The following is a 26629-nucleotide window of genomic DNA, read 5'->3' as shown; positions in this document are numbered from 1 at the left end:
AACAATTTATTTGGTCAACTCTTGTACTTTGCGTTCTCCCTAGCTTTTTAAATCTTTTAGGCGTTGATTTTGGGATGCATGATCGCATTCTGGACATTGCACGTTTAGATACTCTTAATTACGAAAGCCAACAGAACCTGATATACAGCGCACTTGCAGGTAGGTTTATTCACATAATACTGGTTAGCATGGCCATAGCCATTGCTTTTTTAACTGTAATATTAGCTTTTGTTGATTATAGCATTAAAAGAGATATAACAACCCCTATTGTTGGGGTTGCTTTATTTTGTGCTGGCCTATTTGATGTGTTCCATATATTGTCGGCCACACAATTAATGTCAATTACTACCGAACTGGTCGATATCTCGTCCTTTACATGGTTATTAAGTAGTGGTTATCACGCTATTATTCTCATCATCGGTACAGGGATGTTTTTAATAATGCGTGGTGTAGGCAAAACTAACGATGAATCTTCAAATACACGTTTTGTAACATTTATCAGCCTCATATTTATCCTGCTTACATTTTTAACCATTAATGTACTTTTAAATATGAAACGTTTGCCTGTTTCAGCAATGAGCGGCAAGTTTTACACGCACCCAGCCGATGGAGTTCCTTTATTACTTTACTTCATCGCATTAGTGTTTGTATTTCCAAAGTTTTATGAACGCTATCCTTCCAAGTTCTCTCTTACTCTTATATTGAGTTTGTTCCCTGCCATATTTACACAATTACATATGGCCTTTAGTTCACAGGTGTTTGACAATCATTTTATGATAGCCCATTTCATGAAGCTAGTAACATATGTTATTCCGTTTTGTGGGTTAGGCCTAAACTACCTGGAAACACTCCGAAACGAAAAGCAAATGGTAAGTAGTTTACACCAGGTAGCCGAGGAACGAAAAAAAGCAGAAGAATTAATCAGCGGAGTATTAAACAGTTCAACCTATGGCATTATCGCATTTGAATCGATTCGTAATATTGATGGAAAACTGATTGATTTCAGAGCAATTGTAACTAATCCTGTTGCTGAATATTTACTTCGTAAACTATATAAATATCCCTTTGAAGGAGAATTAAGAGGACGCACACTTACAGAAATATTTTTCAGCCCCGATGATTCAGAACTTTTCCCCGAATATATTAAAGTTGTAGAAACCGACTCACTTTTTGAAAGTCAGCATTTTTCAACAACCTTAAAACGATGGTTTTATATCAATGCGGTTAAGTATCGTGATGGTTTTGTAATCGTGTTCGACGATATAACTGAAATTAAGGAAAACGAGATTGAACTGAAAGAAAGTAAAAACTTTATTGAGAAAATTGCCAATAATACACCTACAGGTATTATGGTGATCGATATAAATAATCTCAAACCTATTTACTGCAACAAAGAACTTCCACAAATATTAGGTGTTAATGAGCTAGATCTTTACAATGCTGATGAAAATGTTGTACGCTCAATAATCAACCCAGATAATCTTTCAAGTTTCGAAGATTATACAGGACGTTTATTTAATATCGCAGAAGGCCAGGTTGTAGAAAATGAATATCGATTTAAACATCGTTCGGGTGAATGGCGTTGGTTGTACTCTCGCCAGGTAGTTTTCAAAACAGATACGGAAGGTAACACAACACAGGTTTTAAGTGTAGTGCAAGATATAACTGAGCGAAAACTTAACCAGGCTAAAATTTTAAAGAGTGAACATAAATACCGTAGCTTATTTGAGCAGTCGCGTGATGTTATTTTCATTATTAACCGTGATGGCGATGTGATCGACATTAATCAATCAGCGGTAGGGCTATTAGGTAAAAGCCTTGGAGAATTGAAAGTATTAAACCTTAGTTCATTCTTTTACCTGAAAACTGACTGGCTAGATTTTCAGCAACAACTCACGCAACGTGGAAGTGTTTCCGATATGGAGGTTATACTCACCAAACCGGACGGTCAACGTATCTATGCATTAATCACTGCATCTGCTCAATATGATAACGAAGGTAGATCCATTTTCTTCCAGGGGATTATACATGACATAACGGATCTTAAGCGCACCGAACAAGCACGTTTATTATCTCAAAAATTAGATGCAACTGAACGGGTTGCACGCACAATTGCTCATGAAGTAAGAAATCCGTTAACCAATGTTAATCTTGCCCTCGAGCAGTTAAAACTGGAAATAAGTACCGATGACGATGCGTATGAATTTTACTTTGACATTATTCAGCGAAATTGCAAACGAATAAATGTGCTTATTACTCAATTATTGAATAGTACACGCGCTGAGTATCTTGAACTAAAAGACCGTGCCCTAAATAAACTCATTGATGAAACACTTGAATTAGCAATAGACCGTATTCAGCTTAATGAAATAAGGGTGATCAAAGAGTACATGACACCTGATTGTGAAATTGCTGTAGATGCCGAAAAAATTAAAATTGCCTTGTTAAATATCATTATTAATGCGATAGAAGCAATGGCTCCTCAAAAAGGAGTGCTAATCATCAAAACCACCTGCAATAACGATGATGCAATTATTGAGATTTCCGATAACGGAGTAGGTATTAAACAAGAAAATATCGGAAAACTATTTGAGCCTTTCTATACCGAAAAACAAAATGGAAGTGGTTTAGGATTAACCAGTACACAAAATATTATCCTTACACATGCCGGCACAATCGATGTGGAAAGTCAATTAGGGAAGGGCACCAAATTTACTGTGAAATTCAAGATATCGTAACAGTATTATTACAATAAAACTTAAATAACTACAACACAGTAACATATTGCTTAAAAGTAAAAGATTCTACTGTGTACGTTATTTGCGAGTTATATTTTCATTTTACATTTGCCACATTAACAAATGTTTAAATGAAAAAATCTAAATTTTTAACTCTCTTCTTTGCGGCTGCGGCAGTTTCTCCTGCTATAGCGCAAGATGGTGGCTCCAAAGTGTTTGGTGGGGCCAAACAATTCAGAACATGGCAATTAGGAATTAATGCCGGTGTTGCTACTCCTTTCGTTTTCTTAGGCGGTCATAATGACTATAACAAACCGGATTACAATTTTGGTTATGGAGCCTACATTCAGAAGCAAATCACACCTGCTTTCGGACTAAAACTTGACTATCAAGGCGGCAAGGTTTCCGGAAGCTATGATCCTGATGAAAACAATCAGGGAAAACCAGCATTTAATGATTTCTCTACCAAGATCAACTATGCCGCTTCATTACAAGCTCAAATTGATTTAACCAGCTTATTATTAAAACGTGATAGCAAAGTTGCGTTATATGTACAAGGTGGTTACGGTTTAACTGGATATAAACCAGATGGCAACAAACGTACTGAGCAGTTTATCCCAGTTGGTGGTGGTTTGAAATTCAAATTAACTGAAGGTATTAACTTAGATTTAGGTTATACCATGAATTTCTTAGATGCTGACAACTTAGACAGAACTTGGTTTGGTCCGTCTAACGACAAGTGGTCATACGGTTATGCAGGTTTGAACTTTGCATTAGGCAGCAAATCTAAGAAAAACTTAGATTGGGTTAACCCATATGCATTGATGTATGATGAGTTGAAAGACAACGAATTACGCCAAGAAGTTGAAACTCTTAAATCTCGTGTAGCTGCTACTGAAGGTGATGTTTCTAACATTAAGAAAGATGCTGACGGTGACGGTGTATCTGATGTATTTGACAAAGAGCCTAACACTCCAGCTGGTAATGTTGTTGACGGTGCGGGTCGTACTATTGTATTCCCAAAAACTGTTTCTAAACCTAAAGTTGAAGACAAAATAGCTCAATGGAATGCTGACTTTAAAAACATCTTATTTGATACTGGCAAAGCGACCATTCGCCCTGAATCATTATCAATTTTAGAAAAAGCAGCAAACGAAATGGCAGAGTACCCTCAATATAAATTTTACGTTGATGGTTATACAGATAATGTGGGTAATGCAAAAACGAACAAAACACTTTCACAGAAACGTGCTGCAGCAGTAGCTCAGGCACTTAAGAACAATGGCGTTGAAGCAAGTCGTATTAAATCTCGTGGTTTTGGTTCTGAAAAACCTAAATGCAGCAACAAAACTACAGAAGGTAAACAATGTAATCGTCGTGTTGAGATTAAATTACAATAAGACACCTACTTACTAAAATAAAAAGGAGAAGCAATGCTTCTCCTTTTTTTGTGCGATAAAATATCGCTATCTTGACCTGAAAAACCAATCCAATATGTCACTTTATACATTAAAAGAACGAAACAATATTATTTTAATAATACTCCTGGCATTAGGTATTTTTTTATTCTATGCTACATTAGATATTATTGGAGCTCTTTTAGGGGCAGTTATCTTTTATACCATTTTTAGACCAATGCATAAATATTTGGTTGAGAAAAAAGGCTGGCGTGCCGGATTGTCGTCCATCTTTATAATTATACTTTCCTTTTTTATCATTGTGCTTCCTTTCTTCTTCACTATTACTATGATTGTGAATAAGATACAAGCTTTTAGTGAGGATACTCAGTACATAAAACAACTTTTGGCAAATATCGACAAGTTTGCAGCCGAAAAATTAAAACAGCCACATCTTATAAATGATATCTTTCTTAAAGCTCAAACTGTAGCTGTCAGTGTCTTTTCCAGTGTTTTGGGTCGTGTAGGTACTGTCTTATTGGAAGTTTCTATTATGTACTTCTTGCTTTATTTTATGTTTGCTAACTATAGGGTTTTTGAAAATGCACTAATGAAATACTCTCCTCTTTCCAAATCAAATAGTATCAGATTTGGAAAAGAAATTGAAAACATGACTTATTCGAATGTTTTGGGGCAAGGCTTTATCGCTTTTGTACAGGGAACTTTATTAACTATTGGTTTTTACATTTTTCATATTCAGGATGCAATATTTTGGGGAACAATTACCATCTTTTTGTCATTTCTTCCGGTGGTAGGGGCTCCATTAATTTTTGTACCTGCCGCTATTATTCAAATTTCGAACGGCGATACGTTTTCAGGAGTTGGAATACTAATCTGGGGGTTTGTACTGATCACCAATATTGATAATGTTTTACGCTTTTTTATTTCGAAAAAGTTTGCCGATACACATCCTATTATAGTAATTGTAGGGGTAATTATTGGTATTCCAATATTCGGTATCTTGGGTTTGGTCTATGGACCATTACTTATTTCTAGCTTTATTATCCTGGCAAATATTTATGCTACAAACCGCGAAATAATCAGGGAAGAAGAGTCAATTTGAGTAATAAAAATCAATGTACGAACAATGTTTTGGCACAGAAATTCGTATTAGTAATATAACAAATAAATTTATCGCTATGAATGAGAACACAAAAACGATGCTGGCATTTTTTGCCGGTTTAGCAGTAGGAGCTACCCTTGGGATTCTGTTAGCACCTGAAAAAGGTTCAGATTTACGTGAAAAACTGGGTGATTCATTAAAAAAAACAGGTGATGATATCCTTGATAAAATCAACACCACTATTGACTCAGCTAAGAGTCGCTTTTCTCACAAAGTGCAACAAGCTTCAGACGAGCTTGGCGTTTAACTAATTTACGGGCGGTGCCATGAGCACTGCCCTTCAATTATTTCTAACCAATGGACGAACAAAAAGAACAACTTGATACGCTCTTAGAAAACTTAAAGGATTATGCTTCGCTGAAAGCGAGAATTATCTCATTAACAGTAGCTGATACTACCGCAAATTTACTTGCCAACCTCATCACCAATGCCGCAGTACTATTATTTGTATTATTGTTCTGCTTGTTTGGCAGTGTTGCGTTAGGCCTCTGGCTTGGACAAGAGTTGAATAATCATGCATTAGGCTTTCTAATAGTTGCAGGCATATACCTTTTCTTCGGATTAATCATCTTCTTAATTAAAGAAAAGTATCTGGAGAAACCATTAATCAATACGGTGATCAGGAATTTATTTAAAAACAGCGGCGATGATAAGACTAACAACTAAAATTGAAAACATCGAACAGCTAAGAGCTGAAAAAGCAAGGTTAAAGATATTAGCCGATGATAAAGAAGCAGCCTTAAACCGCCAGTTTAAAGAAATAAATGAACGTATTAAGCCTGCTTATAAAGCATTAGGTTTCTTTATGGGAAATAAATCAGGCGAAGGAAGCATGCTGGGGTCAGCCTTTATGACTGGTATAAAATCGATATTCCCTTATCTGCTCACCAGCTTATTAACAGGTAAAAAACGTGGCTTTTTTGGAGCAATCACAGCTGTTGGCGGTGATCTTCTATTAAAAAACCTTAGTAATATTGATATTAATAAAGTAGCAGGCTTTGTAAGTAACTTGTTTAAAGGAAAAAAGAAAGATAGTAATGACCCAATTGATTGGGAACATGAAATATATACTTAGTTTTCAGTCGTGAGTCATGAGTCATGAGTTAGGAATCTTGAGTTCTGAAGGGATTATTCATCCTGTAAAAACTCAAGATTTCCACTCAATAACTTATGATTCAAACTCGTTGGCTAGTCATGACTCTCAACTGAAGACTTAAGACTCAGGACTAAAAACCTTCATTCATCAATTGCTGGAAACGATCAACATAAAGTCCTACATCATAACCGTCCATTAATGCATGATGCACGTGAATGGATACCGGCATAATTCTCTTCCCGTTTTCCTCGGTCATTTTACCAAAAGAAACCTTCGGTATGCTATCGTTTATTGAAAAGCTTCTAGCATGCGAAAGCGACGTAAAACGTAACCACGGGAGCGAAGAATAGTGAATAATGTTATTGTGTGCTGCACTTGGTATCAATTCTTTGCTGTTCCTTACTTTGTCTACTTCTTCCGTTGCGACAGCTAAAAACTCATCAAATTGTCTTTTATATTGAATGTAGGAAAAGCCAAAAGTCCCATCGGGACGATTAACAGTAGAAGAGGCGTGAATTTCATCGTAGATGAAAACATCATCACCAACAATCCTATACCTAAATGATTCAATCTCATTGGCTGCAACAATGGATTTATGCAGGTAATACAGAAAAAAAGAAACTCCATCTTCTTTAGCATTTCTATATGCATAAGTGCAATCAATATCGATACAGACTCCAAAAAATGGTTCTTCAAACTTTTTGAACAAGTTAAAATGTTCTTTCCTTGCCCAGTTATTTATAACTAATAATTTTCTCATGACAGTAAAAATGGCAGAACCTCATTAATAGAACTTACCTGTTTAAAGTTTTGATGTTCAATGTTATGGTCTATTTTTTCATGTGCCCATGTTGTGTGATAGGGAACATGAATCGCGTGCCCTCCTATACTTATTACCGGCAGCACATCAGATTTTAATGAATTTCCAATCATCAGCATCTCTTCCGGCTTTATATCAAGATGTTTAATCAGTTTATGGTAATCGGCCTCTTGCTTATCAGACATTATTTCAATATGATGAAAATAATGAGATAAACCAGATTTCTTAAGTTTTCGCTCCTGATCTAACAAGTCTCCTTTTGTCGCAACAACCAGTCGGTAATCCTTTTTTAATGCCTTGATGGTTTCTTCTACACCATCTAACAGTTCAATCGGTTTTTCTAAAAGATCTTTACCATAAGCTATAGCCTTTTCGACAATATCAATACTAATCGTCTTATTTGAAATTCTTAGCGCAGTTTCAATCATAGAAAGCATGAAACCTTTAACACCATAACCGTACAAAGCCAGGTTCTGCATTTCGGTTTTAAACAGCTCTTGTGAAACTGTATGATGAGGAATATAATCTTCGAGTAGTTCGCAGAACTTCTTTTCAATCTCCTGAAAATAGGGTTCGTTTATCCATAATGTATCATCTGCATCAAATGCAACTACTTTTATAGCCATGACAATAAGTTGTTTTGTTTATAAACAACACTCCCGGACATGATAGCCCGGGAGTGAAATGAATTTATTTTTATTGCTTTGACAAGAAATCCTGGTAAGCAAGTTTAATTCCTTCGGGCAATTCAATGGTGTGTTTCCATCCCAATGAATGAAGTTTACTAACATCCATAAGCTTGCGTGGAGTACCATCCGGTTTTGAAGTATTGAAGGTTAGTTCGCCTTCGTAACCAACAATATCTTTTACCAATAAAGCAAGTTCTTTAATACTCAAATCATGACCGGTTCCAATGTTTAAGAAATCAACTCCGTCATAATTTTGCATCAAGTAATAACATGCGTCTGCAAGATCATCAGCAAATAAGAATTCACGCTTAGGTGACCCTGTACCCCAAATCTCTACTTCCGGTTGTTTATTCTTTTTGGCTTCATGAAATTTACGAATTAATGCCGGTAACACATGTGATTTCTCCAGATCGTAATTATCATTCGGCCCGTATAAATTTGTTGGCATTACCGAAATAAAATTGCAACCATACTGCGCTCTGTAAGCTTCACACATTTTTATACCTGCAATTTTAGCTATTGCGTAAGGCTCATTCGTTGATTCCAACAATCCAGTTAAGAGATATTCTTCTTTCAATGGTTGAGGAGCTAACTTCGGATAAATACATGATGAACCCAGGAACATCAACTTCTCCACACCATTTAAGTAGGATTGATGAATTACATTATTCTGAATACACAGATTTTCATAAATAAAATCAGCGCGATACGTATTGTTGGCTACAATACCTCCAACCTTTGCGGCTGCTAAAAAAACAAATTCAGGCTTCTCTTCCTTAAAGAAAGCAGCAACGGCTACACTATCTCTTAAATCTAACGCTGAAGATGTTCGAGTAATAAGATTTAAATACCCTTCTTTTTGCAATTTGCGATAAATCGCAGAACCAACCATCCCACGATGGCCAGCCACATATATTTTTGAGTTTTTATTCATGAATTGATGTTGATTCTTCAGGGCTCAAAGATAAATTTCTTTTTCGAGGCGGATAAAAGAAATCCATCGGTTTGGCCAAAAAATGTGCAAAAACACGATTTAATAATGCACCTGTCTGACTAAAGTTTACTTTTCTTGATCGAAGTGCAACAAACAACGACAAACTGAAGCTTACCAGGAAGTTCATCAGTCCGATTAGAAATATACCAATCAAAGAGGAAAGTATGGTATCCACAGAAATGTAATCTCCTACCGTATAGAATGCCATTGCAAAGCCGCCTCCAGCCAAGGTAACATGTCGGATATCAAATGGCAATCCCGTTATCTCTCCAAAAACACCGGCATAACCTAAAAAGAAGCCCAAAAATAGGTTCCCCATCAATCCTCCAAAATTTTTCTCTACATATAAACTGATCTTGTTCAGTTTTTCTTTAGAAAAATATTGCTGCAATAACTTATAATTCCGGATACGTTCAGCAACATTTCCATAATGAATCATGTTGTCGTAATAACCATTAATAATTCCAGAGACAAATAAGAACATGCCTGTAATACTTGCATAAAGAACCGAAAGCGAATTTACCGGATCAATGCTCTGTATTGTTTTTATAGCTGTCGCTTCATTAACAATCAGCTGTCCGGTTAAATAATGATATGCCCATGCAATAAAATAAGGCAATGGGATTACAATGATTAGGTTCCCAAGAAACGAAACAAACTGGCTTCTGGAAAGTTTGACAATCAGTTCGGCAGTGTTCTCAAGATCTATTGACTGGTGCTTTTTATCATCCAATGCACTTGCCAGAGCGGATGCTGTCATAGATGGTTGTTTTGTTGCAAGTGTTGAGTGTGTAACGAAAATCAAAATAAAACTCAACGAGTAATTCAGACTGTATAACAAACCCTGAACTAATGGCGCCACCTTGAAATGAAGTAAGAACTTAATCCATGTTGTAAATGAAATAATAAGTCCTCCTCCCATGGATTGCTTGAGGAAATGAAAATACTCTTTAGGTGTATTGGTAATGTAATGTTCACCGGTTTGCCCCGTATGTTCAACAACTTGGTAGGCTAACATTTCAGTGTTTGCCCTTATATGACGACGAATTCCTCTTTTCTGATTTTCATAACGCACCATGCCGGTAAACAGCTGTACTGAAAAGGTTAAACGTTCTTCCTTCTTTTCGGCCATCATCGATCCTAGAATTCGCAGCAATCGCTCAATATTTTGATCAATACGAAGTAATAAATAAGCAAGACTAATACTTACACCTTCTTTCTTCTGATTTCGTCGCACTTGTTCAACAGCACTTCGGCATTGATTTAACAACACTTTAATATGCTTGCAATGCTGAATCACTGTTTCCTTTTCTGCATCAGGTGTAGTGGCCTCTTCCACAAACTTGTTTACTTCATAAGAAATTGCCTGAAATGATGAGTTGTAGCTTTCAATATGTGGCAACCGAACAATGATTTCGGGCTCCAAACCCAACGAAGTAATTCTACTGGCAATGATCTGCACTGAAGAATACAATGAAGGATAAAATTCATCTGCTACAAATTTATTCTTGTTGGTTTCAAAACCCAACAACTCAAATAATTCTCTCCAGGTTTTTGGATCAATTGCCTCAATCCAGATGTAATCATCACTTCGGTGAAACACATCTACAACAACACTCAATAATTCATCCTTATCAACTGTTGCCGGTAATATCTTTTCATTAAAGCGCCTGAATAATTCAGAAAAGAAACTCTGATTTGCTGATATTCCAAGTTCAGTGAATAATCTTATCTGGTTTTTAGAATGAACAACCCGCTTAATAAACAGCTTAAAATGATCCAGTAATTCTTTATTATTCTTAAACAGTTGTATTATCTTGTTTAGGGCAAGCTGGGAAGAGGCAGATTCACTTACTTTTCGAGGGCGTATTGCATCAACAAGGTCAACTAATTCGTCGACACCTGCTTCCTTGGGATATTGTTTTATATAGTGTAATGATTCTTCTAATGTATGCATGAAAGCTGTTTTTCAGATTTTAACTGTTAATTATTAATTGCCGAAAGTTCCGCTGATTCTGCTGCAAAGATAAAGATGAATTTTTTATAGCTTCGATGTTGCTATCTTTGCGCCCGTGGGAAAGAATAAATTACGTCAATTCGCAGAGTTAGATACGTTTCATAACGTGTTTCAAAAAGATGGCTCCCTAAAAGGTAAATGGAGCACCGAATTTTTCAAAAACGATCATCCAATTGTACTTGAACTCGCCTGCGGTAAAGGCGAATATACCGTAAATCTGTCTAAAAAATTTCCGGAGAAGAACTTTATTGGTATCGATCTTAAGGGGAACCGACTATGGACGGGTGCTAAAATGGCTATAGAAGAGCAAATTAACAATGTTGCATTTCTCCGTATTCAGATCGAACATTTGCAATCCTATTTTGAACATAATGAAGTAGATGAAATTTGGATAACCTTTCCTGATCCTCAGCCCCAGGTAAGTCGTGAAAAGAAAAGATTGACTTCGATGCGTTTCCTGGAAGTTTATCGACCAATATTAAAGGAGAATGCCATTATTCACTTAAAAACCGATAACGATCAGTTATATGAATACACGTTAGAAGTTATTGCTGATAATAAATTGGACCTATTGGCAAACACAAATGATGTATATAATTCAGCATTATTGGATGATGTACTTCAGATAAAAACATATTACGAACGCAAGTACCTGTCACAAGGAAAAAATATCAATTATGTAAGATTTAGGCTTTAACTTATTGCGGGGTTCGGGTTTTTAATTACGGATTTCGGGTTAGGGTTTACGAATTCTTTGCTTAATTGAGAATTATAATTAACTCCAAATGCAATCAACTTATAACACGCAACCCGAAGCCCGTAATGAATTCTTAAATGAATTAAAGTTTCTCGCCAAAGCAAAGATCACCGGCGTCGCCTAAACCAGGTACGATGTACGCTTTAGAAGTTAGTTCTTCGTCTACAGCACCCAACCATAGATTGGCCTTTGGCAAATGAGCGCGCACATGTTCAATTCCTTCGATACTGGCAATAATGCTTACCAAGTGTAGTTCTTTTATATCAAAGCGAGCCATTAGCTCCTTACAAACAATCACCATTGATTTACCGGTAGCCAACATAGGGTCCGATACAATTACTATGCGATTGGCCATATCAGGTGTGGAGAAATACTCTACTTTTATCTCAAACTCACTGTTTTTCTTATTTTTCCTGTATGCAGCAATATAAGCAGAGTCTGCTCTATCAAAATAATTCATAAAACCCTGATGCATGGGCAATCCAGCTCTTAAAATAGTAGCAAGAACCGGCTGTTCTTTTAGTAAGGGAACTGTAGCTACTCCGAGTGGTGTCACTATTTCTTCACTGGTGTAAGTCATCTTTTTGCTTATCTCATAAGCGAAGATCTCACCTAAACGCTCCAGATTTTTTCGAAAACGCATGCGGTCACTCTGAATATCAATATGACGCAGCTCCGCTAAAAAATGGTTGGCTATTGAGTTAGTTTTACTGAATATAGTAATCATAATGAGCGTTTATTGGTCTAAGTTAATGAAAAAAGTGTTGTATTAATGTTCTTAATTTTCAAACGAAATAGTATTTCTCACCCTACAAAAGAAACATGTAGTAAGCAAACCAAAAATGAGGAAAGACAGGTTTCTGAAAGATTCGGCAATAAATTTTCTGAAAATTAAACAAAAACTTAATTTACGCTGATTTTCTGCTGACATACGGTTGTCACACCCCTTGTGCAATTTTGCCCTGTCCATCAAATTTTAATGGATTGATAAAAGATTTACACGATTAACTAATCGTTGTAAATCAAAAATGATTATTTATTGTTCTGCTTATATTTGACTTACATGAAATTTCAACTTACTTCAGAATATAAACCCACAGGAGACCAGCCGGAAGCAATTCGTCAGCTTGTCGAAGGTGTAAACAACGGTGAATTGTTTCAAACGTTACTAGGAGTTACCGGTTCGGGAAAAACGTTTACGGTTGCCAATTTGATTGAGCAAACCCAACGTCCGACGCTTATTCTCAGCCACAATAAAACACTGGCAGCACAATTATATGGAGAATTTAAACAGTTCTTCCCGGGTAATGCTGTTAATTACTTTGTTTCTTATTACGATTATTACCAACCGGAGGCTTACATGCCTACCACAAATACCTATATTGAAAAAGACCTGAAGATTAATGAAGAGATTGAGAAATTACGTCTGAGAACTACGTCTGCTTTAATGTCCGGACGCAGAGATGTAATTGTCGTTTCTTCTGTTTCCTGTATTTATGGTATGGGAAATCCCGAAGATTTTGCGAATTCGGTTTTTCGAATAGGAGTAGGTACGCGCATCAGCAGGAATGCTTTCTTACATCGTTTGGTAGAAATTCTTTACTCACGTACTACTGCTGATTTCAGGCGGGGAACGTTCAGGGTAAAAGGAGATACTGTGGATGTTTATCCTGCCTATGCTGACTTTGCATATCGCATTTCTTTCTTTGGTGATGATATTGAAGAACTGAGTGTTATTGATCCTATTTCAGCAAAAACGCTGGAACGTATGGATCATTTGGCCATATTTCCGGCTAATCTTTTCGTTACGCCCAAGGAGAAAATGACCAAGGCTATTTGGTCGATTCAGGATGAACTTCAAATGCGTCTTCACCAGTTAACCGAAGATAAGCGCTTTTTGGAAGCTAAACGATTGGAAGAAAGGGTGAACTATGACCTGGAAATGATGCGTGAATTGGGCTATTGTTCGGGTATTGAGAACTACTCTCGTTTCTTTGATGGCAGACAACCGGGCATGCGTCCATTCTGTTTGCTGGACTATTTTCCGGATGACTTTTTATTGGTGATCGATGAAAGTCACGTTACCGTTCCACAAATAAGGGCTATGTACGGAGGCGACCGTTCACGTAAAATCTCATTGGTTGAGTACGGATTCCGTTTACCAGCAGCTTTGGATAATCGTCCGCTAAATTTCAATGAATTTGAAAGTTTAACCAGTCAAACAGTATACGTAAGTGCAACACCTGGAGATTATGAACTTGAAAAAACTGAAGGTGTAGTGGTTGAACAAGTTATTCGTCCGACTGGTTTATTAGATCCAATAATCGAAATAAGACCAGTTCAAAACCAGGTGGATGATCTATTAGATGAAATAGACATCACTGTTAAGAAAGGTGACCGTGTTTTGGTTACTACCCTTACCAAGCGAATGTCGGAAGAACTGGCTAAGTACATGGATAAACTGGGCATCAAGTGTCGTTACATCCATTCTGAGGTTAAAACATTGGAACGAGTAGAAATTTTACGAGGATTACGACTTGGTGAATTTGATGTATTAATTGGTATCAACTTACTTCGTGAAGGACTTGACTTACCAGAGGTTTCATTAGTGGCCATTTTAGATGCTGATAAAGAAGGTTTCTTAAGATCTGACCGCGCGTTGATACAAACCATTGGTCGTGCCGCCCGGAACCAAGATGGACGTGTGATTATGTATGCCGATTCAATTACCGATTCAATGGATCGCACCATAACAGAAACCAACCGTCGTCGCGAAAAGCAGATTCAATACAATGAAGAGAATGGCATCATTCCTACAACTGTTCGCAAAGAAAAAGCGGCTATCATTGAACAAACTTCGGTAATTGATTTTAAAGGAGGCATTCAACAAGCTTATGTGGAGAATGAAACACCAACCCTTGCTGCTGATCCGATAGTTGAATACATGACCAAGCCTGAACTTCAAAAATCAATCGATAATACACGTAAAGAAATGCAGAAAGCAGCTAAAGAAATGGATTTCTTGCTGGCTGCCAAGTTACGTGATGAAATGTTTGCTTTGGAAACGATGATGAAAGAAAAGTTTGAAGTATAAGCTACTAATTATAAACTAAATGCAGATTTTTAAAGTTATTTTAAAAATTTTTCTAACAAAAGTTAATGTCGCCACAGAGCGACATTTTTCGTTCTTATACTCTTTTAAAAGCCATAGTTAATCAGAACGCCTTTCTTATATTATTTTCCTTTTTCTAAAATGCCAGAAGCCAGGCCGGATCAGGACAATTCGCAAGGTATTTATCTCTTTCGGACAGTTTGCATACACCGGGATAATCGCCATAATAACCTTCCATATTAATAATTAATTGAAAATGAAGATGCGGAGGCCAGCCGCCATTAACCGTGTAATCACCTAAACTGGCTATTTTCTGCCCAGCGTTTATGTGCATTCCTTCTGCTAATCCAGCAAGACTTTCAAGGGAAAGGTGTCCGTATAATGAATAAAATTCAAAACCTTCAACCTGATGCTTAAGAATAATTGTCGGACCATAATCACCAAAATTGTCATTATTTTTGAAGCTATGAACAACACCGTCAATAGGAGCATAGATCACAGTTCCGGCAGGTCCCCAAATATCAATACCTAAGTGTAATCTTCGTGGTTCTTCGCCCGTGTCAAAGTGACTGCTAACGCCATAAATCTCTCTGTACTCGTCATAACCACCAATACCAAACTTCGAACCGGAGTTTATGCGTTTTGCATCCACCCAATCGGAGAATTTGTGAATATCAGCAATAACATCTAAAGTCAACTCGCCATTTATCTTTTGAAAACTAACTTGAAATAGCTTTTCAGAAGTGGGATCGAAATCAACAACAGATGCTTTCTTGGTATTTAACAGAATTGTTTTTAATGTTTGTATATCAGCAATCATAAACAGCCCCCTTTCCTATTTTAGATTCAAAATACTAAATGTTCATCAAAGTGAAGAAAACCGAAGATTTTATCCTGGATTACACTCCTGCTAATTCATAAACTCCAGGCTGCTTTCGATCGTGCATTCGCTCCAAAATTGCTCGTGGAAGTTCAGTGATATCCTTCTCGTTATATTTTATTATCGACCAATAATAGGGCTTCAATTCACTCTTATCAGCCAAATCATCAAATGCAGTTTTCTCTGTCGATGCAACAATTAATGGTAAGCCCCATTGAATGCAGGTATTCCATATAGGTTCTGCTTGTTGAAAACCATCAGTGCTTGTTACGATAACAAACTGTACATGCAATTGATTAACATCCAGAAAACGTGTTAACTCTTTGTACCTAATTTTCTTTGTAAAGCGTTTTCCATTAAGGGATGATGCACCTTTATCATTTTTATGATCAAACACTATTACCAAATCATTGAAATTTGCAGCATTTAATGCAGTTACCAGATTGTCTCCAGGCTGTCCTGCCCCTCCGACCAATACTATCATGAAACGAAAAGATTTTCTTGTGGTTTTGTAATGATTCCTTTTTCGGCAGCAATAGCAAACATTGTTTGAATTGCTTTGCGTCCTTCTATTCCTAAATCGATGGAAAACTTGTTTACATAAGTTGTAATGTGTTTATACATCACCTCTTCATCCATTTCTTGCGCATGAGCGCGGACAAATTCCAACGGTGCTTTAGGGTTCTTACAAGCAAACTCAACACTCTCTTTGATCAAGCGATTTACCTTTTGTTGGATTTCTAAAGGGAGCGCTCTTTTTACACAAATACCACCTAACGGAATCGGCGAACCCGTTAATTGTTCCCAATACTCACCTAGGTCAATTACTTTCTTTAACCCTTTTTGTTGATAGGTAAATCGGTTTTCATGTATAATTAATCCCAGATCAATTTCATCATTCAGCAATTGAGGCTCTATTTCCGAAAAAACTAATTCCTGCTTTTGCTTCGCTTCAGGGAATGCCAGGCTTAACAAAAAGTTGGCTGTTGTATATTTACCTGGAATACCAATTTTACGTTCATTCACTGCAGAAGAAACACGTTGCACGAGTTTAGTAACCGGCTCGCGGCCACTGCATGCAGCAATCCGATCTTTATCCGTCATTGTTTCTTCACAAACATCCGTTTTTGAGATTAACAACGGCCCAACTCCAAACCCAAGCGCACTACCTGCATCAAGCAACGCATACTTGTCGGCAGCGTAGGCAAAAGCATGATAGCTTAATTTCGTAATATCCAGTTCACCTCTGAATGCTTTTTGATTCAACGTTTCAACATCATCAAAAAACACTTCAAAATCCAGCCCCTCTGTATCGATCTTTTTATTTACCAGTGCATCGAAAATAAAAGTATCGTTTGGACACGGAGAAAACCCTAATGTTAGTTTCATTGTCGTTATTTTATCTGTATGTAACGATCTGTCAATCGTTTTAATTCTGCATTTAAATTTTTTATAGCAAGCGGAATGTTCCAAGATTCCCGATTTCTGCGTTCAACATAATTAGAAATACTTCTCAGTTGTACACATTTAACTCCTTCGCTTAAACACACATAAAAAAAGGCGGCTCCTTCCATGGATTCTACTTCAGCCGGAAACAGCTTCAACGCTTTAGCAATACTCACCTCATTTCCATGTACCTTATTAACGGTTATGCCTCCTACTTTTGGCAGTTCCTCCATAAGAAAGGAATTTTCAAGTCTTTTGTTTTTGAATGGAGCATCATCTGGACTTACAAAGCCCATGCTAAACAAGTCGATAAAGTTTTCTCCATCTTCGGCTCCTAATTCAGGAAAACCATCTGAAATCACCTCAACCACGCTTCCCAACTCAATAGAGCCATCAAAGCTTCCGGCAATACCTACATTTATCACCAAGTCATACTTTTCAGCGGATAGTTTACGGGTAAGCTGATAAGTAGTAGCGACCATACCCACTCCGGTAATCAATACATCACAAGCGGGATTAGTATCAAGGAAGGGTCGGATCTCAGCCTCGGTGGCGGCAACTACTAATATTTTCATGAAGGGCAAAAATAAAAGACTAAAAGGAATAAATGCACGCAAAGTCGCAAAGACGATAAGAATAATCTAATCTTGAGATAAGTTTAAGAAAATGGGGACTCGCAAAGTCGCTAAGGATATCTATTTTATGGATTAGTATTCGATCTGGCTAAAATCATATCGTAAATTATTCTTGGCGTCTTAGCGGCTTTGCGCCGGCACCATAGAATCTTTCCTTCTTTTTTCCTAAATTTCAATTCCTAAAACCCTCATCATTTTTTATTGTTAACTAATGGATAATCAAAATTTTTTCCAACAGGTGTATGAAGTTGTTCGTTTAGTTCCTCCGGGAAGGGTTACCTCTTACGGAGCAATTGCGAAATTCCTGGGGGCTCCCGGAGCTTCAAGACAGGTGGGCTGGGCCATGAATGGCGCAGGTAGTTTGAAACCTCCCGTGCCAGCACATCGAGTTGTAAACAGAAATGGAGAACTATCCGGCAAGCACTTTTTCACACCTCCTTCATTAATGGAAGATTTACTAAATCAAGAAGGAATTACCGTAGTAAACGATAAAATTCAGAATTTCAAGACACATTACTGGGATCCGGAAGTAGAGTTATTGTAGTCAAGAGCTTAAATAAAAATCGGTGTAATCCATTATAACACCACTAACAAGAAAAATCGGTGTAATCGCCAAATAAAATTTATGGGAAAGTTAATAAACGAATTCAATGATTACCGCACACGCATGAATGAGCGTGTGATGGAAACTGCCAATACTAACATAAAGCGTTTTTATGCACTTGATACTACCTCTTACGCGGAAGGGGCTTTAGATGTTAAAACCAAGGAATTATTGGGTTTAGTTGCATCAATGGTTTTACGTTGTGATGATTGTATTAAATATCATCTAGGCAAATGCAAAGAGGCAGGTGTCAATCATGAAGAAATGAATGAAACCTTTATGATTGCCATGCTGGTGGGAGGCTCCATTGTTATTCCGCATTACCGCAGAGCTGTTGAATATTGGGATGAATTAAACGAAGAATAGCTAACACTATAGAAATGAAATTTACATATTATGGACACTCTTGTTTTTCCATTGAAACAGGTGGCAAAACCTTATTATTTGATCCTTTTATTACAGGGAATGAGTTGGCTAAACATATCGATGTAAGTAAAATTAAGGCTGATTATATCCTTATCTCACATGCCCACTCGGACCATACGGCTGATGTTGAATTTATAGCTAAAAATACAGGCGCCAAAATTATATCCAATTTTGAAATCGTAAGTTATTATGAAGCAAAAGGCTTTCACGGTCATCCAATGAATTTTGGAGGAAAATGGAACTTTGATTTCGGAGTGGTGAAATATGTACAGGCCTTGCATAGCAGCAGTTTCGGCGATGGAACATATGGCGGCGAGCCGGGAGGTTTCATCATTACTTCCAATGGCAAAACCGTTTATTACGCTGGCGACACTGCACTATTCTCAGACATGCAACTGTTTGGTCGTTTACATGCCATTAACTGGGCTATTTTACCTGTTGGAGATAATTTCACCATGGACGCACAACAAGCTGCAGTGGCATCATCAATGCTTAATTGTGACAAAGTGATTGGGGTACATTATGATACCTTCGGATTCATTAAAATTGACCACGAGGCCTCGAAACAATTGTTTGCTGTAGAAGGAAAAGAGTTACATCTTGTTCCGATTGGCAATAGCCTGAACCTTGAATAATAAAGAGTTAATTAAGATAAATTTTTCGGCTCCTCTGACCAGATTGAACAGAGGAGCCGGAATTTATTTAATCCCTTAGAATAGAATATACATAGGAATCCATTATTTCATTATTTTTTATCACGCTGAAACGCAATATGGCTTCTTCTAAAAAACCGGCTTTTTGAAGTACTTTTCTTGATGCGTAATTCTTTTCAAATACTTCCGCATAAATTCTTATAACATCAAAATTGTCAAACGAATAATCAACCATGGCAGAAACTGCTTCTGTCATAATATTTCGGTTCCAATAATCTTCACCTAGCCAATATCCTATTTCTGCATTTATTCTTGAAACGTCTTCTTTGACAACAATACCAATACCACCTGCAGCTTGTCCATCAACTACAATTGCCAGGTTAACAGCAGGATCTACATCACGGTTTCTAACTATCCATTCTTCAGCATCCTTTAACGTGTACGGGTGCGGGAAATAATCTCTAACGTTGTCCCATACTTTTTTACTGTTAGCATTCTTAATTAAAGACTGCTCATCTCCCGATTGCCAGGGACGTAATTCGCAGCGTTTTAACTTAATCAGCATAACTTAATTTGTAAACTGTTTCACTGTGCATTTTCTCTCCAGGACGCAAAACGGTATTTGGGAATGAAGGAACATTAATTGCATTTGGGTGAATCTGTGTTTCGAGACAAAATGCAGAATAACGGCCATAATTAATTCCATATTTTCCTTCAATTTCCGGAATGTACAAACCGCAATAAAGATGCACTACCGGATCAGTAGTAAATACTTCAAATACGATTCCGGTTTCTTTCGAGCTGGCTTTTGCAGCAAATTTTAACCCGTCAGCTTTATCATCAATCACAAATGATTGATCGTAACCTTCTTTTTCATCCCAATCTCGGTTAATTGGTTTTTCACTGGTGAAATCATGAGCAGTTCCTTTTACATTTACCAGGTTACCATTTGTAACATAATTAGCATCCTGCTCTAGGTAATTAGAGGAATTCAAGGTCAGCAGATGGTCTCCTATTTGCCCTTTTCCTCCATTCAGGTTAAAGTAGCCATGATGCGTCAAGTTTACAGCAGTAGCCTTGTCTGTTTCGGCATCAAAAGCAATGCTTATTTCATCTTTATTATTTAGTCCGATAGTTAAGAAAACTGTTAAATTTCCTGGAAAGTTTTCTTCTCCATCCGGACTCACATATTTCATTTTAACCTTTAGTTCTGGAGATTCGATAATCTCTACAATTTCCCACACCCTTTTATCGAAACCTTCAACACCACCATGCAGGCAATCTGCTCCGTTTGTTTGAGCCAGCTGATATTCAACTCCATCGATCTGGAATTTTGCATTTTTTATTCGATTGGCATAACGGCCAATTACCGCACCAAAATGAGGATCAGTTTTTAAATACTCAGGCGATAAATAATCTAATGAATTATCAAAACCCAAAGCGATATCAACAGGCTCACCATTCTTTGAATTAAAAATCATTGAAGTTATGATTCCACCAAGATTTGTAACCTTTACAATCGTTTTATGGTCGTTCTCTAGTGTTACTAATTCAAGTTGTTGACCATCTGATGTTTTTCCGTTGAGTTCGCGTGTAATTTTCATATTTATTTATGCTGAAATATTTTATTTTAGTCAGGTTACAATCTGCTTAAAAAAGTGGATTTTTTTCGAACCTAAGCTAATTAATAAAGAACAAAATGGAGAACAATCTATCCTTGGAATTTGAAAAAGTTTTTAATCATAGCGCTCAGTATCATTTCTTTTGTCCGGGCAGAGTAAATCTTATTGGTGAACACATTGATTATAACGGCGGCAAAGTAATGCCATGTGCCATCACATTAGGAACACATCTATTAGTGACTCCTAACAATGAAAATGTGTTCCGGTTTAAAAGTCTGAACTTTAATGAAGCTGCTGAGATTAAGGTTAATGGTTCCTATTCGAAACAAGGTAAGGATTGGTATAATTATCCGTTGGGCGTAATTAATTTCCTTGGAAATTCTCAAAGCAAACAAGGTTACGACCTTTTGTACTACGGCAACATTCCAACCGGATCTGGCCTCTCATCATCCGCATCAATTGAAGTGCTGACAGCCTTTGCTTTCAATGAGCTTTATAATACCGGAATTAGTAAACTCGACCTTGTAAAAATTGCCAAACGAGCCGAAAACGAATTTATAGGTGTAAACTGTGGAATAATGGATCAGTTTGCGGTGGCTTTCGGAGAAAAAAACAAGGCGTTAGTTTTAGATTGTGACACGGTCGAGTATGAAGCCATTCCTTGTGACCTGGGGGAATATACATTAGCGATCATCAATACTAACAAACCCAGAAAATTAGCCGAATCAAAATACAATGAGCGTTTCACTGAATGCAGAACAGCATTAGCTGAACTTCAAAAAGAATTGAAAATACAACACCTGTGTGATCTTAACGCTGTTCAACTCGACGCTAATCTTGATTTAATTAAGAACTTTACGATTGCTAAAAGAGCAAAACATGTGGTTTCCGAGAATGAGCGTGTAAAAGAATCGGTAGCGGCTTTAAGTAACGGTGATTTAACCACATTTGGCAAGCTTATGTATGGTTCTCATGATTCTTTAAAAAACCTTTACGAAGTAACCGGTCTTGAATTAGACACTATTGTTGATTATTGCAAAACTGATTCAAACGTCATCGGAGCACGAATGACAGGTGCAGGATTCGGAGGTTGTGCCATCGCTTTGGTTAAAACCAACAAATTTGAAGACTTTGCCAATCGTCTTTCCGCTTATTACCAGGAAAAGGTTGGGTATGATTGTTCTGTTTTCAAAAGCACTATTGGAGATGGGGTTAGAATAGCTAATTAGTGTGGTCAAACATTAAATCGTCAGTTAAAACGGATAGCAAGAACAAACTGAGTTACTACTAAAACTAAGAATCGCATATCAAAGAATATGCGATTCTTAGTTTTAGTATACTTGAGATTATACTTTTACATCAACTACATACCGGTTTGCTATCAGGAAGTCAAATAATGGTTTTGCTTCCGGAGAAGTCGGCATATTTTCTGTCGTGATTACAGCTTTTTCTTTCTCAGAGTAATGAGGGAAGGCATAAACTTGGATATTTTTGCGGAACAGATTTCCAATGTAATCCAGTAATTGTCCGCTATAGCCCTCTCCATAGTTACTTGAATCAAAAACATTCACCAGATTGGCGATATTCATTAAAATAGTAACCCTTTTTGCTTTACAGCGGGCAACATATTGTGCTAATAAATTATGTCGGGAGAAGTTGGAAATAATCACTGTCCGTTTACGAGCCAATAATTCTTCGGCACGTTTCACAAACTCATCCAAATTCAACTCTCCATCAACCTCCTGAATAGTATTGTTTAAAGTGATTTCGGTTAATACAACCAGGTTATCGTCCTGAATACTTTCATTTTGTTTAATGTATTCAATTGCAGAAGCAAGCTTTTCTTTGTCAATCGGTGCTTTTTGACCAAAACGACGGCGATAAATAATCACATCCTTTTTATAAAGAAGATTTTTAGCTTGGTAAACCTCTCCGTCGGGGCCAAAAATAGCTGCTGTTGAAAACCCTTTTAAAATAAGGTAAGAGTTTAACAACAGATTATTGACATGCTGAAAATCAGGACCTTTAACACTTATCATATCGATTTCAACAGAACCGAATGAGATGTTATCGACCAAAGATTCGATCATTTCTTTGGGATCTTTATGATAATAGAATGCAGCATATACCAGGTTAACACCAATAATGCCGAGAACATTTTGCTGCAAACCTGCATCACTGTCGAGCAAACGAATATGGAACAGAATCTCATTCGGCTCAGCTTTTGGTGTTAATTGAAATCTTAATCCAATCCAACCATGAGATTCATTGGTTTTTGCATAATTTAAGGTAGTTACTGTATTGGAAAAAGCAAAGAATGTACGTCCTTTATATTTTTCAGAAGTTAAACGCTCGGGCAACAAATTATATTCATGCTCAAGCATTTTCTCTAAACGCGACTGCGTCACATACCTTCCACATTCTTCGGCTCCGTAAATAGCATCACTGAAAGCCATGTCATAAGCCGACATACTTTTAGCAACAGTTCCAGATGCAGCACCTGCCATAAAAAAGTTTCTTGCAACTTCCTGCCCGGCACCAATTTCGGCAAATGTGCCATAAATAGCAGAATTAAGGTTTATTTTCAGCGCTTTACGCTTGGTATCAAAGATTTCTCTCATGGTAGGGCAAAGGTAAGCAAAAGTGAAAAGTTTTTTTGTTACTGAATCTCTGGCAGTCCAACATAATGAAGGATTGATCCACTTAATATAATTAAGTTTTTACAATCGTTTGATACTAAGTAGATCAGCAATGAGTTATTGTACCATAAACTAACACTAACTAAGAGATTTATGAACATCTTCAAAAGGAAAAAGGTTGTAAATAATAATCAACCTCCTACACTTAAAGCTATCATTAAAGATTGGGCCGGGGCTATGCTATTTGCATTGGTGATGGCATTTATTATAAACACGTTGTTTATACAATTATATGCTGTACCAACACCGTCAATGGAAAAAAACATTATGGTGGGAGACCGGTTAGTTGTGAGCAAGCTGAATTTCGGCCCACGATTACCGATGACTCCAATTGCATTACCACTTATGCATAATACGCTCCCATTTACTGAAAATGCGCCTGTTAATTCTTATAGCAGACTGATTGAATTAAACTATTTCCGTTTGCCTGGATTAGAGACGATCGACCGCGGAGATGTGGTCGTTTTTAACTGGCCTGAAAGCAAAGACGCAAGTGGCGACTATCATCCGGTTGATAAAAAAGAAAACTATGTAAAAAGATGTGTAGCCCTTCCTAATGATGTAATGGAAATAAAAGAAGGAAAACTTTACGTAAACCATAAAGCAGCTGTTATTCATAACCAGGATCAATCAAGTTATATTGTAGTGACTGATGGTTCTGCCTTTAACAGCGATTTCTTGAAAGAGATTGGAGTGAGGCCATACAATGCAGATCCGGCTGCAACAAATGACATAATAATGATTCAGGAAAATCAGTATTATATGTTCTTATCGCAAACACAAGCCGACGCCGTTGCGAAAAATTCAATTGTAAAGTTTATGCAGGAAGATATACTTCCAAAAGAGAAGAGAGAAGATAATGTGATACAACCTTCAACAACCATCTGGAATCGCGACAATTTTGGACCGCTTACCATTCCGGCAAAAGGAGTGAGTGTAAAGCTTGATTTAGCGAATCTTCCCATTTATAAAGCTATTATTGAACGTTATGAAGGAAATTCATTAAAAACAGAAAACGGCCTTATTTATATAAACAATAAAAAAGCTGATTCTTATACCTTTAAAATGGATTATTACTTTATGATGGGCGACAACCGCCATAATTCATTAGACTCTCGCTACTGGGGATTCGTTCCGGAAGATCATATTGTTGGCAAACCATTATTTGTGTTTTGGTCGAGCAATGACAGAGGTTGTTTTTTTGATGGCATACGATGGGATAGATTGCTTAAGAAAATTGAATAATAAAAATCCCGGCGCAAGTAACGCCGGGATAACTTTTTTAATAATCTACTGCCTGAGAAGCATTCACTCTTCCAAAGCCAAAGAAGGCATCTTTTCCAGGTTTACCTTTTTCTTCTGCTGATCGTTGAAGAATACTTCTAACTTGAGACGGCGAAATATTGCCTCCGTGTTTTCCGACGATTAAAGCGGCCACACCCGCAGCATGAGGAGAAGCCATGCTTGTTCCACCGGCCCAAAACCAGCCATTATTCCCCGTACTGAAGATAAGGTCAAACACATTACACGGAACGCCACCAACAGGACCTACAGTACAGTTGCCAGTCACAGTGCTATATAAATCTCCACCTGGAGCAGCTAAATCTACTCCCGAGGTACCAAAATTTGTATAGGTTGTGGGGATATCCAAATCAGTAGCAAAATTATTAGCCCATCCAACTGGAGAAGTGGCGGCTACACTAATTACATTACTACATCCCGATGGATAATGGTCATAATCTGCGATGTGATTTAGATCTACCGCTTCGTTTCCGGCTGAGGTTAAAATGGTAACACCTTTTTTATAGGCATAATTAGTAGCCCTGTTCATAGCAACCAACAATTCTTGGATTTCATTGGTATCGTTGATTACTCCATCAGGAGTTTTAGTTTGAGAATGATGAGGAATAAATGCACCAATACTCATATTGATAACATTAGCTCCATGATCCGCAGCATGAATAATACCCTGCATGATCCAGGAAAAGTCACCATTACCATTATCGTTTAATACTTTAACCAAAATTAGTTTTGCCTGTGGAGCTACACCAATAACTCCAAATGCATTATCTGCTGCACCAACTATACCTGCAACGTGTGTGCCGTGGCTAAACGGGTCGGGTAAGTTATACTGCAACACTTCTCCGGGAACAAAATTGGCGCTGTTTGCCAGGTCAATATTGGGGACCAAATCAGGGTGGTCAAGATCAAAACCTGTATCTAAAATTGCCACAGAAGCTCCCTGGCCGGTATAGCCTTTTGCCCATGCATCTCTTGCATCAACAGCTAACATTCCCCATTGAAGCGGAAAGTAAAAATCATTATCAGCCACTGGACCAATTTCATGGGATTCAGCAAGGTTTTGAGCTGCTACAGTTTTTTCCTTTTGCGGATCATACCATCGGGCTCTGTAGTCGTTTATCACTGATCGTATACCTTTGATTTTTTTAGCTTTTGCCTTAAAATCAGGATCATTAGAAGAGACAAATGTTAACCCAACCTGATCAAGTTTCTTATCAATCGTGGCTCCCATACCCGACAATTCTCCATCAATTCCTGTCGGAAGACTGATTTCTGAACTTGCAATCAAAATGTACTTGTTTGAAATAGGAACTCCCGTGTTGTCATTTTTTTCAGAGGCTCCTATAGAGGTAGCTTGTAGTTGATTGGTTTGTTTTTCAACCTGCAGGCTATTCTTTTTAATAGCTTCATCATCTCGTTTACACGAGCTTACAATGCAAGCCATGAATAACACCGGCAGCATTGCTTTAAAGAGCGCATAAAATTTCATTGCTGTTTGTTTTTAAAGGTGATTAATTGGATTTTTTAGAGGTGTTGTAGAAGCTGAGTGTAACAACTTT

General features: G+C 37.3%; 26 protein-coding genes. 13 read left to right on the top strand and 13 right to left on the bottom strand.

Annotation, left to right across the window (positions count from 1 at the left end; all coding sequences use genetic code 11):
* Positions 1-74: 74 nt before the first annotated feature.
* The 6 genes from SOLCA_RS22585 (at position 75) to SOLCA_RS20430 (ending at position 6393) form a co-directional block, all read left to right on the top strand.
* Positions 75-2738, top strand: coding sequence for a PAS domain S-box protein (locus SOLCA_RS22585; RefSeq protein ID WP_052308674.1), 2664 nt, complete (start codon positions 75-77; stop codon positions 2736-2738).
* A 131-nt stretch (positions 2739-2869) separates the two neighbouring features.
* Positions 2870-4138: an OmpA family protein gene (locus SOLCA_RS20450; RefSeq protein ID WP_014682385.1), complete on the top strand. Its 1269-nt coding sequence runs from the start codon at positions 2870-2872 to the stop codon at positions 4136-4138.
* 94 nt (positions 4139-4232) lie between these two features.
* Positions 4233-5258, top strand: a complete 1026-nt coding sequence (locus SOLCA_RS20445) for an AI-2E family transporter (RefSeq protein WP_014682384.1) — start codon at positions 4233-4235, stop codon at positions 5256-5258.
* 76 nt (positions 5259-5334) lie between these two features.
* Positions 5335-5565 carry a YtxH domain-containing protein gene (locus SOLCA_RS20440; protein ID WP_042481783.1) on the top strand — a complete coding sequence of 77 codons (231 nt, stop codon included), beginning with the start codon at positions 5335-5337 and terminating at the stop codon, positions 5563-5565.
* Positions 5566-5615: 50 nt separating this feature from the next.
* Positions 5616-5984 carry a phage holin family protein gene (locus tag SOLCA_RS20435; RefSeq protein WP_014682382.1) on the top strand — a complete coding sequence of 123 codons (369 nt, stop codon included), beginning with the start codon at positions 5616-5618 and terminating at the stop codon, positions 5982-5984.
* Positions 5965-6393: a hypothetical protein gene (locus SOLCA_RS20430; protein ID WP_014682381.1), complete on the top strand. Its 429-nt coding sequence runs from the start codon at positions 5965-5967 to the stop codon at positions 6391-6393. Before SOLCA_RS20435 ends, SOLCA_RS20430 begins: the two co-directional genes overlap by 20 nt.
* 151 nt (positions 6394-6544) lie before the next feature.
* Here the strand turns inward: SOLCA_RS20430 and SOLCA_RS20425 are convergent, their stop codons facing one another.
* From SOLCA_RS20425 to SOLCA_RS22580, 4 genes are all read right to left on the bottom strand, one after another.
* Positions 6545-7174, bottom strand: a complete 630-nt coding sequence (locus tag SOLCA_RS20425) for a chloramphenicol acetyltransferase (RefSeq protein ID WP_014682380.1) — start codon at positions 7172-7174, stop codon at positions 6545-6547.
* A complete protein-coding gene (locus SOLCA_RS20420) occupies positions 7171-7860 on the bottom strand; it encodes an HAD family hydrolase (RefSeq protein ID WP_014682379.1) in 690 nt (229 codons plus the stop codon). Before SOLCA_RS20420 ends, SOLCA_RS20425 begins: the two co-directional genes overlap by 4 nt.
* A gap of 70 nt (positions 7861-7930) precedes the next feature.
* Complete coding sequence (gene fcl / locus SOLCA_RS20415; protein WP_014682378.1) at positions 7931-8857, bottom strand: GDP-L-fucose synthase; 927 nt, start codon at positions 8855-8857, stop codon at positions 7931-7933.
* Positions 8850-10874 (bottom strand): site-specific recombinase, encoded by a 2025-nt coding sequence (locus SOLCA_RS22580; RefSeq protein WP_014682377.1) that lies wholly within the window; start codon positions 10872-10874, stop codon positions 8850-8852. Before SOLCA_RS22580 ends, fcl begins: the two co-directional genes overlap by 8 nt.
* A 115-nt stretch (positions 10875-10989) precedes the next feature.
* Here SOLCA_RS22580 and trmB point away from each other — a divergent pair, with 115 nt between their 5' ends.
* A complete protein-coding gene (gene trmB / locus SOLCA_RS20405) occupies positions 10990-11631 on the top strand; it encodes a tRNA (guanosine(46)-N7)-methyltransferase TrmB (protein ID WP_014682376.1) in 642 nt (213 codons plus the stop codon).
* 142 nt (positions 11632-11773) lie between these two features.
* Here trmB and upp read toward each other — a convergent pair whose 3' ends face one another.
* Complete coding sequence (upp, locus tag SOLCA_RS20400; RefSeq protein ID WP_014682374.1) at positions 11774-12418, bottom strand: uracil phosphoribosyltransferase; 645 nt, start codon at positions 12416-12418, stop codon at positions 11774-11776.
* Positions 12419-12754: 336 nt separating this feature from the next.
* On the opposite strand from upp, the gene uvrB reads away from it, so the two are divergent.
* Positions 12755-14785 (top strand): excinuclease ABC subunit UvrB, encoded by a 2031-nt coding sequence (uvrB, locus tag SOLCA_RS20395; protein ID WP_014682373.1) that lies wholly within the window; start codon positions 12755-12757, stop codon positions 14783-14785.
* Between the two features lie 154 nt (positions 14786-14939).
* Here the strand turns inward: uvrB and SOLCA_RS20390 are convergent, their stop codons facing one another.
* The 4 genes from SOLCA_RS20390 to mqnB all read right to left on the bottom strand — a co-directional run bounded on the left by SOLCA_RS20390 (position 14940) and on the right by mqnB (position 17704).
* The gene (locus SOLCA_RS20390) at positions 14940-15623 is read right to left on the bottom strand and encodes a peptidoglycan DD-metalloendopeptidase family protein (protein WP_014682372.1); all 684 of its coding nucleotides are present in this window, start codon (positions 15621-15623) and stop codon (positions 14940-14942) included.
* A 79-nt stretch (positions 15624-15702) separates the two neighbouring features.
* Positions 15703-16167, bottom strand: coding sequence for a Rossmann-fold NAD(P)-binding domain-containing protein (locus SOLCA_RS20385; protein ID WP_014682371.1), 465 nt, complete (start codon positions 16165-16167; stop codon positions 15703-15705).
* Complete coding sequence (locus SOLCA_RS20380; protein WP_014682370.1) at positions 16164-17072, bottom strand: menaquinone biosynthesis family protein; 909 nt, start codon at positions 17070-17072, stop codon at positions 16164-16166. The genes SOLCA_RS20385 and SOLCA_RS20380 overlap by 4 nt, the downstream gene beginning before the upstream one ends.
* A gap of 5 nt (positions 17073-17077) precedes the next feature.
* Complete coding sequence (mqnB, locus tag SOLCA_RS20375) at positions 17078-17704, bottom strand: futalosine hydrolase (RefSeq protein WP_014682369.1); 627 nt, start codon at positions 17702-17704, stop codon at positions 17078-17080.
* Between the two features lie 271 nt (positions 17705-17975).
* On the opposite strand from mqnB, the gene SOLCA_RS20370 reads away from it, so the two are divergent.
* From SOLCA_RS20370 to SOLCA_RS20360, 3 genes are all read left to right on the top strand, one after another.
* Complete coding sequence (locus SOLCA_RS20370; RefSeq protein ID WP_014682368.1) at positions 17976-18308, top strand: MGMT family protein; 333 nt, start codon at positions 17976-17978, stop codon at positions 18306-18308.
* A gap of 81 nt (positions 18309-18389) precedes the next feature.
* The gene (locus SOLCA_RS20365; RefSeq protein ID WP_014682367.1) at positions 18390-18734 is read left to right on the top strand and encodes a carboxymuconolactone decarboxylase family protein; all 345 of its coding nucleotides are present in this window, start codon (positions 18390-18392) and stop codon (positions 18732-18734) included.
* Between the two features lie 14 nt (positions 18735-18748).
* Entirely contained in the window at positions 18749-19429 is a 681-nt protein-coding gene (locus tag SOLCA_RS20360; RefSeq protein ID WP_014682366.1) for a metal-dependent hydrolase, read from the top strand.
* 67 nt (positions 19430-19496) lie between these two features.
* Here the strand turns inward: SOLCA_RS20360 and SOLCA_RS20355 are convergent, their stop codons facing one another.
* Together SOLCA_RS20355 and SOLCA_RS20350 are read right to left on the bottom strand one after the other, a co-directional pair.
* The gene (locus SOLCA_RS20355; RefSeq protein WP_014682365.1) at positions 19497-20012 is read right to left on the bottom strand and encodes a GNAT family N-acetyltransferase; all 516 of its coding nucleotides are present in this window, start codon (positions 20010-20012) and stop codon (positions 19497-19499) included.
* Positions 20002-21051, bottom strand: a complete 1050-nt coding sequence (locus tag SOLCA_RS20350; RefSeq protein WP_014682364.1) for an aldose epimerase family protein — start codon at positions 21049-21051, stop codon at positions 20002-20004. The genes SOLCA_RS20355 and SOLCA_RS20350 overlap by 11 nt, the downstream gene beginning before the upstream one ends.
* 95 nt (positions 21052-21146) lie before the next feature.
* Between SOLCA_RS20350 and SOLCA_RS20345 the strand changes: the two genes are divergently transcribed.
* Positions 21147-22298, top strand: coding sequence for a galactokinase (locus tag SOLCA_RS20345; RefSeq protein ID WP_014682363.1), 1152 nt, complete (start codon positions 21147-21149; stop codon positions 22296-22298).
* A 117-nt stretch (positions 22299-22415) separates the two neighbouring features.
* On the opposite strand, the gene SOLCA_RS20340 is transcribed toward SOLCA_RS20345, so the two are convergent.
* Positions 22416-23690: a hypothetical protein gene (locus SOLCA_RS20340; RefSeq protein WP_014682362.1), complete on the bottom strand. Its 1275-nt coding sequence runs from the start codon at positions 23688-23690 to the stop codon at positions 22416-22418.
* A gap of 171 nt (positions 23691-23861) precedes the next feature.
* Here SOLCA_RS20340 and lepB point away from each other — a divergent pair, with 171 nt between their 5' ends.
* Positions 23862-25013 (top strand): signal peptidase I, encoded by a 1152-nt coding sequence (lepB, locus tag SOLCA_RS20335; RefSeq protein WP_014682361.1) that lies wholly within the window; start codon positions 23862-23864, stop codon positions 25011-25013.
* Positions 25014-25050: 37 nt separating this feature from the next.
* On the opposite strand, the gene SOLCA_RS20330 is transcribed toward lepB, so the two are convergent.
* The gene (locus tag SOLCA_RS20330; RefSeq protein WP_014682360.1) at positions 25051-26559 is read right to left on the bottom strand and encodes a S8 family peptidase; all 1509 of its coding nucleotides are present in this window, start codon (positions 26557-26559) and stop codon (positions 25051-25053) included.
* Positions 26560-26629 lie beyond the last annotated feature (70 nt).

Source organism: Solitalea canadensis DSM 3403 (genome assembly GCF_000242635.2).
Taxonomy (GTDB): Bacteria; Bacteroidota; Bacteroidia; order Sphingobacteriales; family Sphingobacteriaceae; genus Solitalea; species Solitalea canadensis.
The sequence above is the reverse complement of the archived record's forward strand: the minus strand, read 5'-3'. Positions and strand labels throughout refer to the sequence as shown.

Coding starts and splice junctions, on each gene's coding strand:
- SOLCA_RS22585 (WP_052308674.1), top strand. CDS start 75: ATGCATGATCGCATTCTGGACATTGCACGTTTAGATACTCTTAATTAC.
- SOLCA_RS20450 (WP_014682385.1), top strand. CDS start 2,870: ATGAAAAAATCTAAATTTTTAACTCTCTTCTTTGCGGCTGCGGCAGTT.
- SOLCA_RS20445 (WP_014682384.1), top strand. CDS start 4,233: ATGTCACTTTATACATTAAAAGAACGAAACAATATTATTTTAATAATA.
- SOLCA_RS20440 (WP_042481783.1), top strand. CDS start 5,335: ATGAATGAGAACACAAAAACGATGCTGGCATTTTTTGCCGGTTTAGCA.
- SOLCA_RS20435 (WP_014682382.1), top strand. CDS start 5,616: ATGGACGAACAAAAAGAACAACTTGATACGCTCTTAGAAAACTTAAAG.
- SOLCA_RS20430 (WP_014682381.1), top strand. CDS start 5,965: ATGATAAGACTAACAACTAAAATTGAAAACATCGAACAGCTAAGAGCT.
- SOLCA_RS20425 (WP_014682380.1), bottom strand. CDS start 7,174: ATGAGAAAATTATTAGTTATAAATAACTGGGCAAGGAAAGAACATTTT.
- SOLCA_RS20420 (WP_014682379.1), bottom strand. CDS start 7,860: ATGGCTATAAAAGTAGTTGCATTTGATGCAGATGATACATTATGGATA.
- fcl (WP_014682378.1), bottom strand. CDS start 8,857: ATGAATAAAAACTCAAAAATATATGTGGCTGGCCATCGTGGGATGGTT.
- SOLCA_RS22580 (WP_014682377.1), bottom strand. CDS start 10,874: ATGCATACATTAGAAGAATCATTACACTATATAAAACAATATCCCAAG.
- upp (WP_014682374.1), bottom strand. CDS start 12,418: ATGATTACTATATTCAGTAAAACTAACTCAATAGCCAACCATTTTTTA.
- uvrB (WP_014682373.1), top strand. CDS start 12,755: ATGAAATTTCAACTTACTTCAGAATATAAACCCACAGGAGACCAGCCG.
- SOLCA_RS20390 (WP_014682372.1), bottom strand. CDS start 15,623: ATGATTGCTGATATACAAACATTAAAAACAATTCTGTTAAATACCAAG.
- SOLCA_RS20385 (WP_014682371.1), bottom strand. CDS start 16,167: ATGATAGTATTGGTCGGAGGGGCAGGACAGCCTGGAGACAATCTGGTA.
- SOLCA_RS20380 (WP_014682370.1), bottom strand. CDS start 17,072: ATGAAACTAACATTAGGGTTTTCTCCGTGTCCAAACGATACTTTTATT.
- mqnB (WP_014682369.1), bottom strand. CDS start 17,704: ATGAAAATATTAGTAGTTGCCGCCACCGAGGCTGAGATCCGACCCTTC.
- SOLCA_RS20370 (WP_014682368.1), top strand. CDS start 17,976: ATGGATAATCAAAATTTTTTCCAACAGGTGTATGAAGTTGTTCGTTTA.
- SOLCA_RS20365 (WP_014682367.1), top strand. CDS start 18,390: ATGGGAAAGTTAATAAACGAATTCAATGATTACCGCACACGCATGAAT.
- SOLCA_RS20360 (WP_014682366.1), top strand. CDS start 18,749: ATGAAATTTACATATTATGGACACTCTTGTTTTTCCATTGAAACAGGT.
- SOLCA_RS20355 (WP_014682365.1), bottom strand. CDS start 20,012: ATGCTGATTAAGTTAAAACGCTGCGAATTACGTCCCTGGCAATCGGGA.
- SOLCA_RS20350 (WP_014682364.1), bottom strand. CDS start 21,051: ATGAAAATTACACGCGAACTCAACGGAAAAACATCAGATGGTCAACAA.
- SOLCA_RS20345 (WP_014682363.1), top strand. CDS start 21,147: ATGGAGAACAATCTATCCTTGGAATTTGAAAAAGTTTTTAATCATAGC.
- SOLCA_RS20340 (WP_014682362.1), bottom strand. CDS start 23,690: ATGAGAGAAATCTTTGATACCAAGCGTAAAGCGCTGAAAATAAACCTT.
- lepB (WP_014682361.1), top strand. CDS start 23,862: ATGAACATCTTCAAAAGGAAAAAGGTTGTAAATAATAATCAACCTCCT.
- SOLCA_RS20330 (WP_014682360.1), bottom strand. CDS start 26,559: ATGAAATTTTATGCGCTCTTTAAAGCAATGCTGCCGGTGTTATTCATG.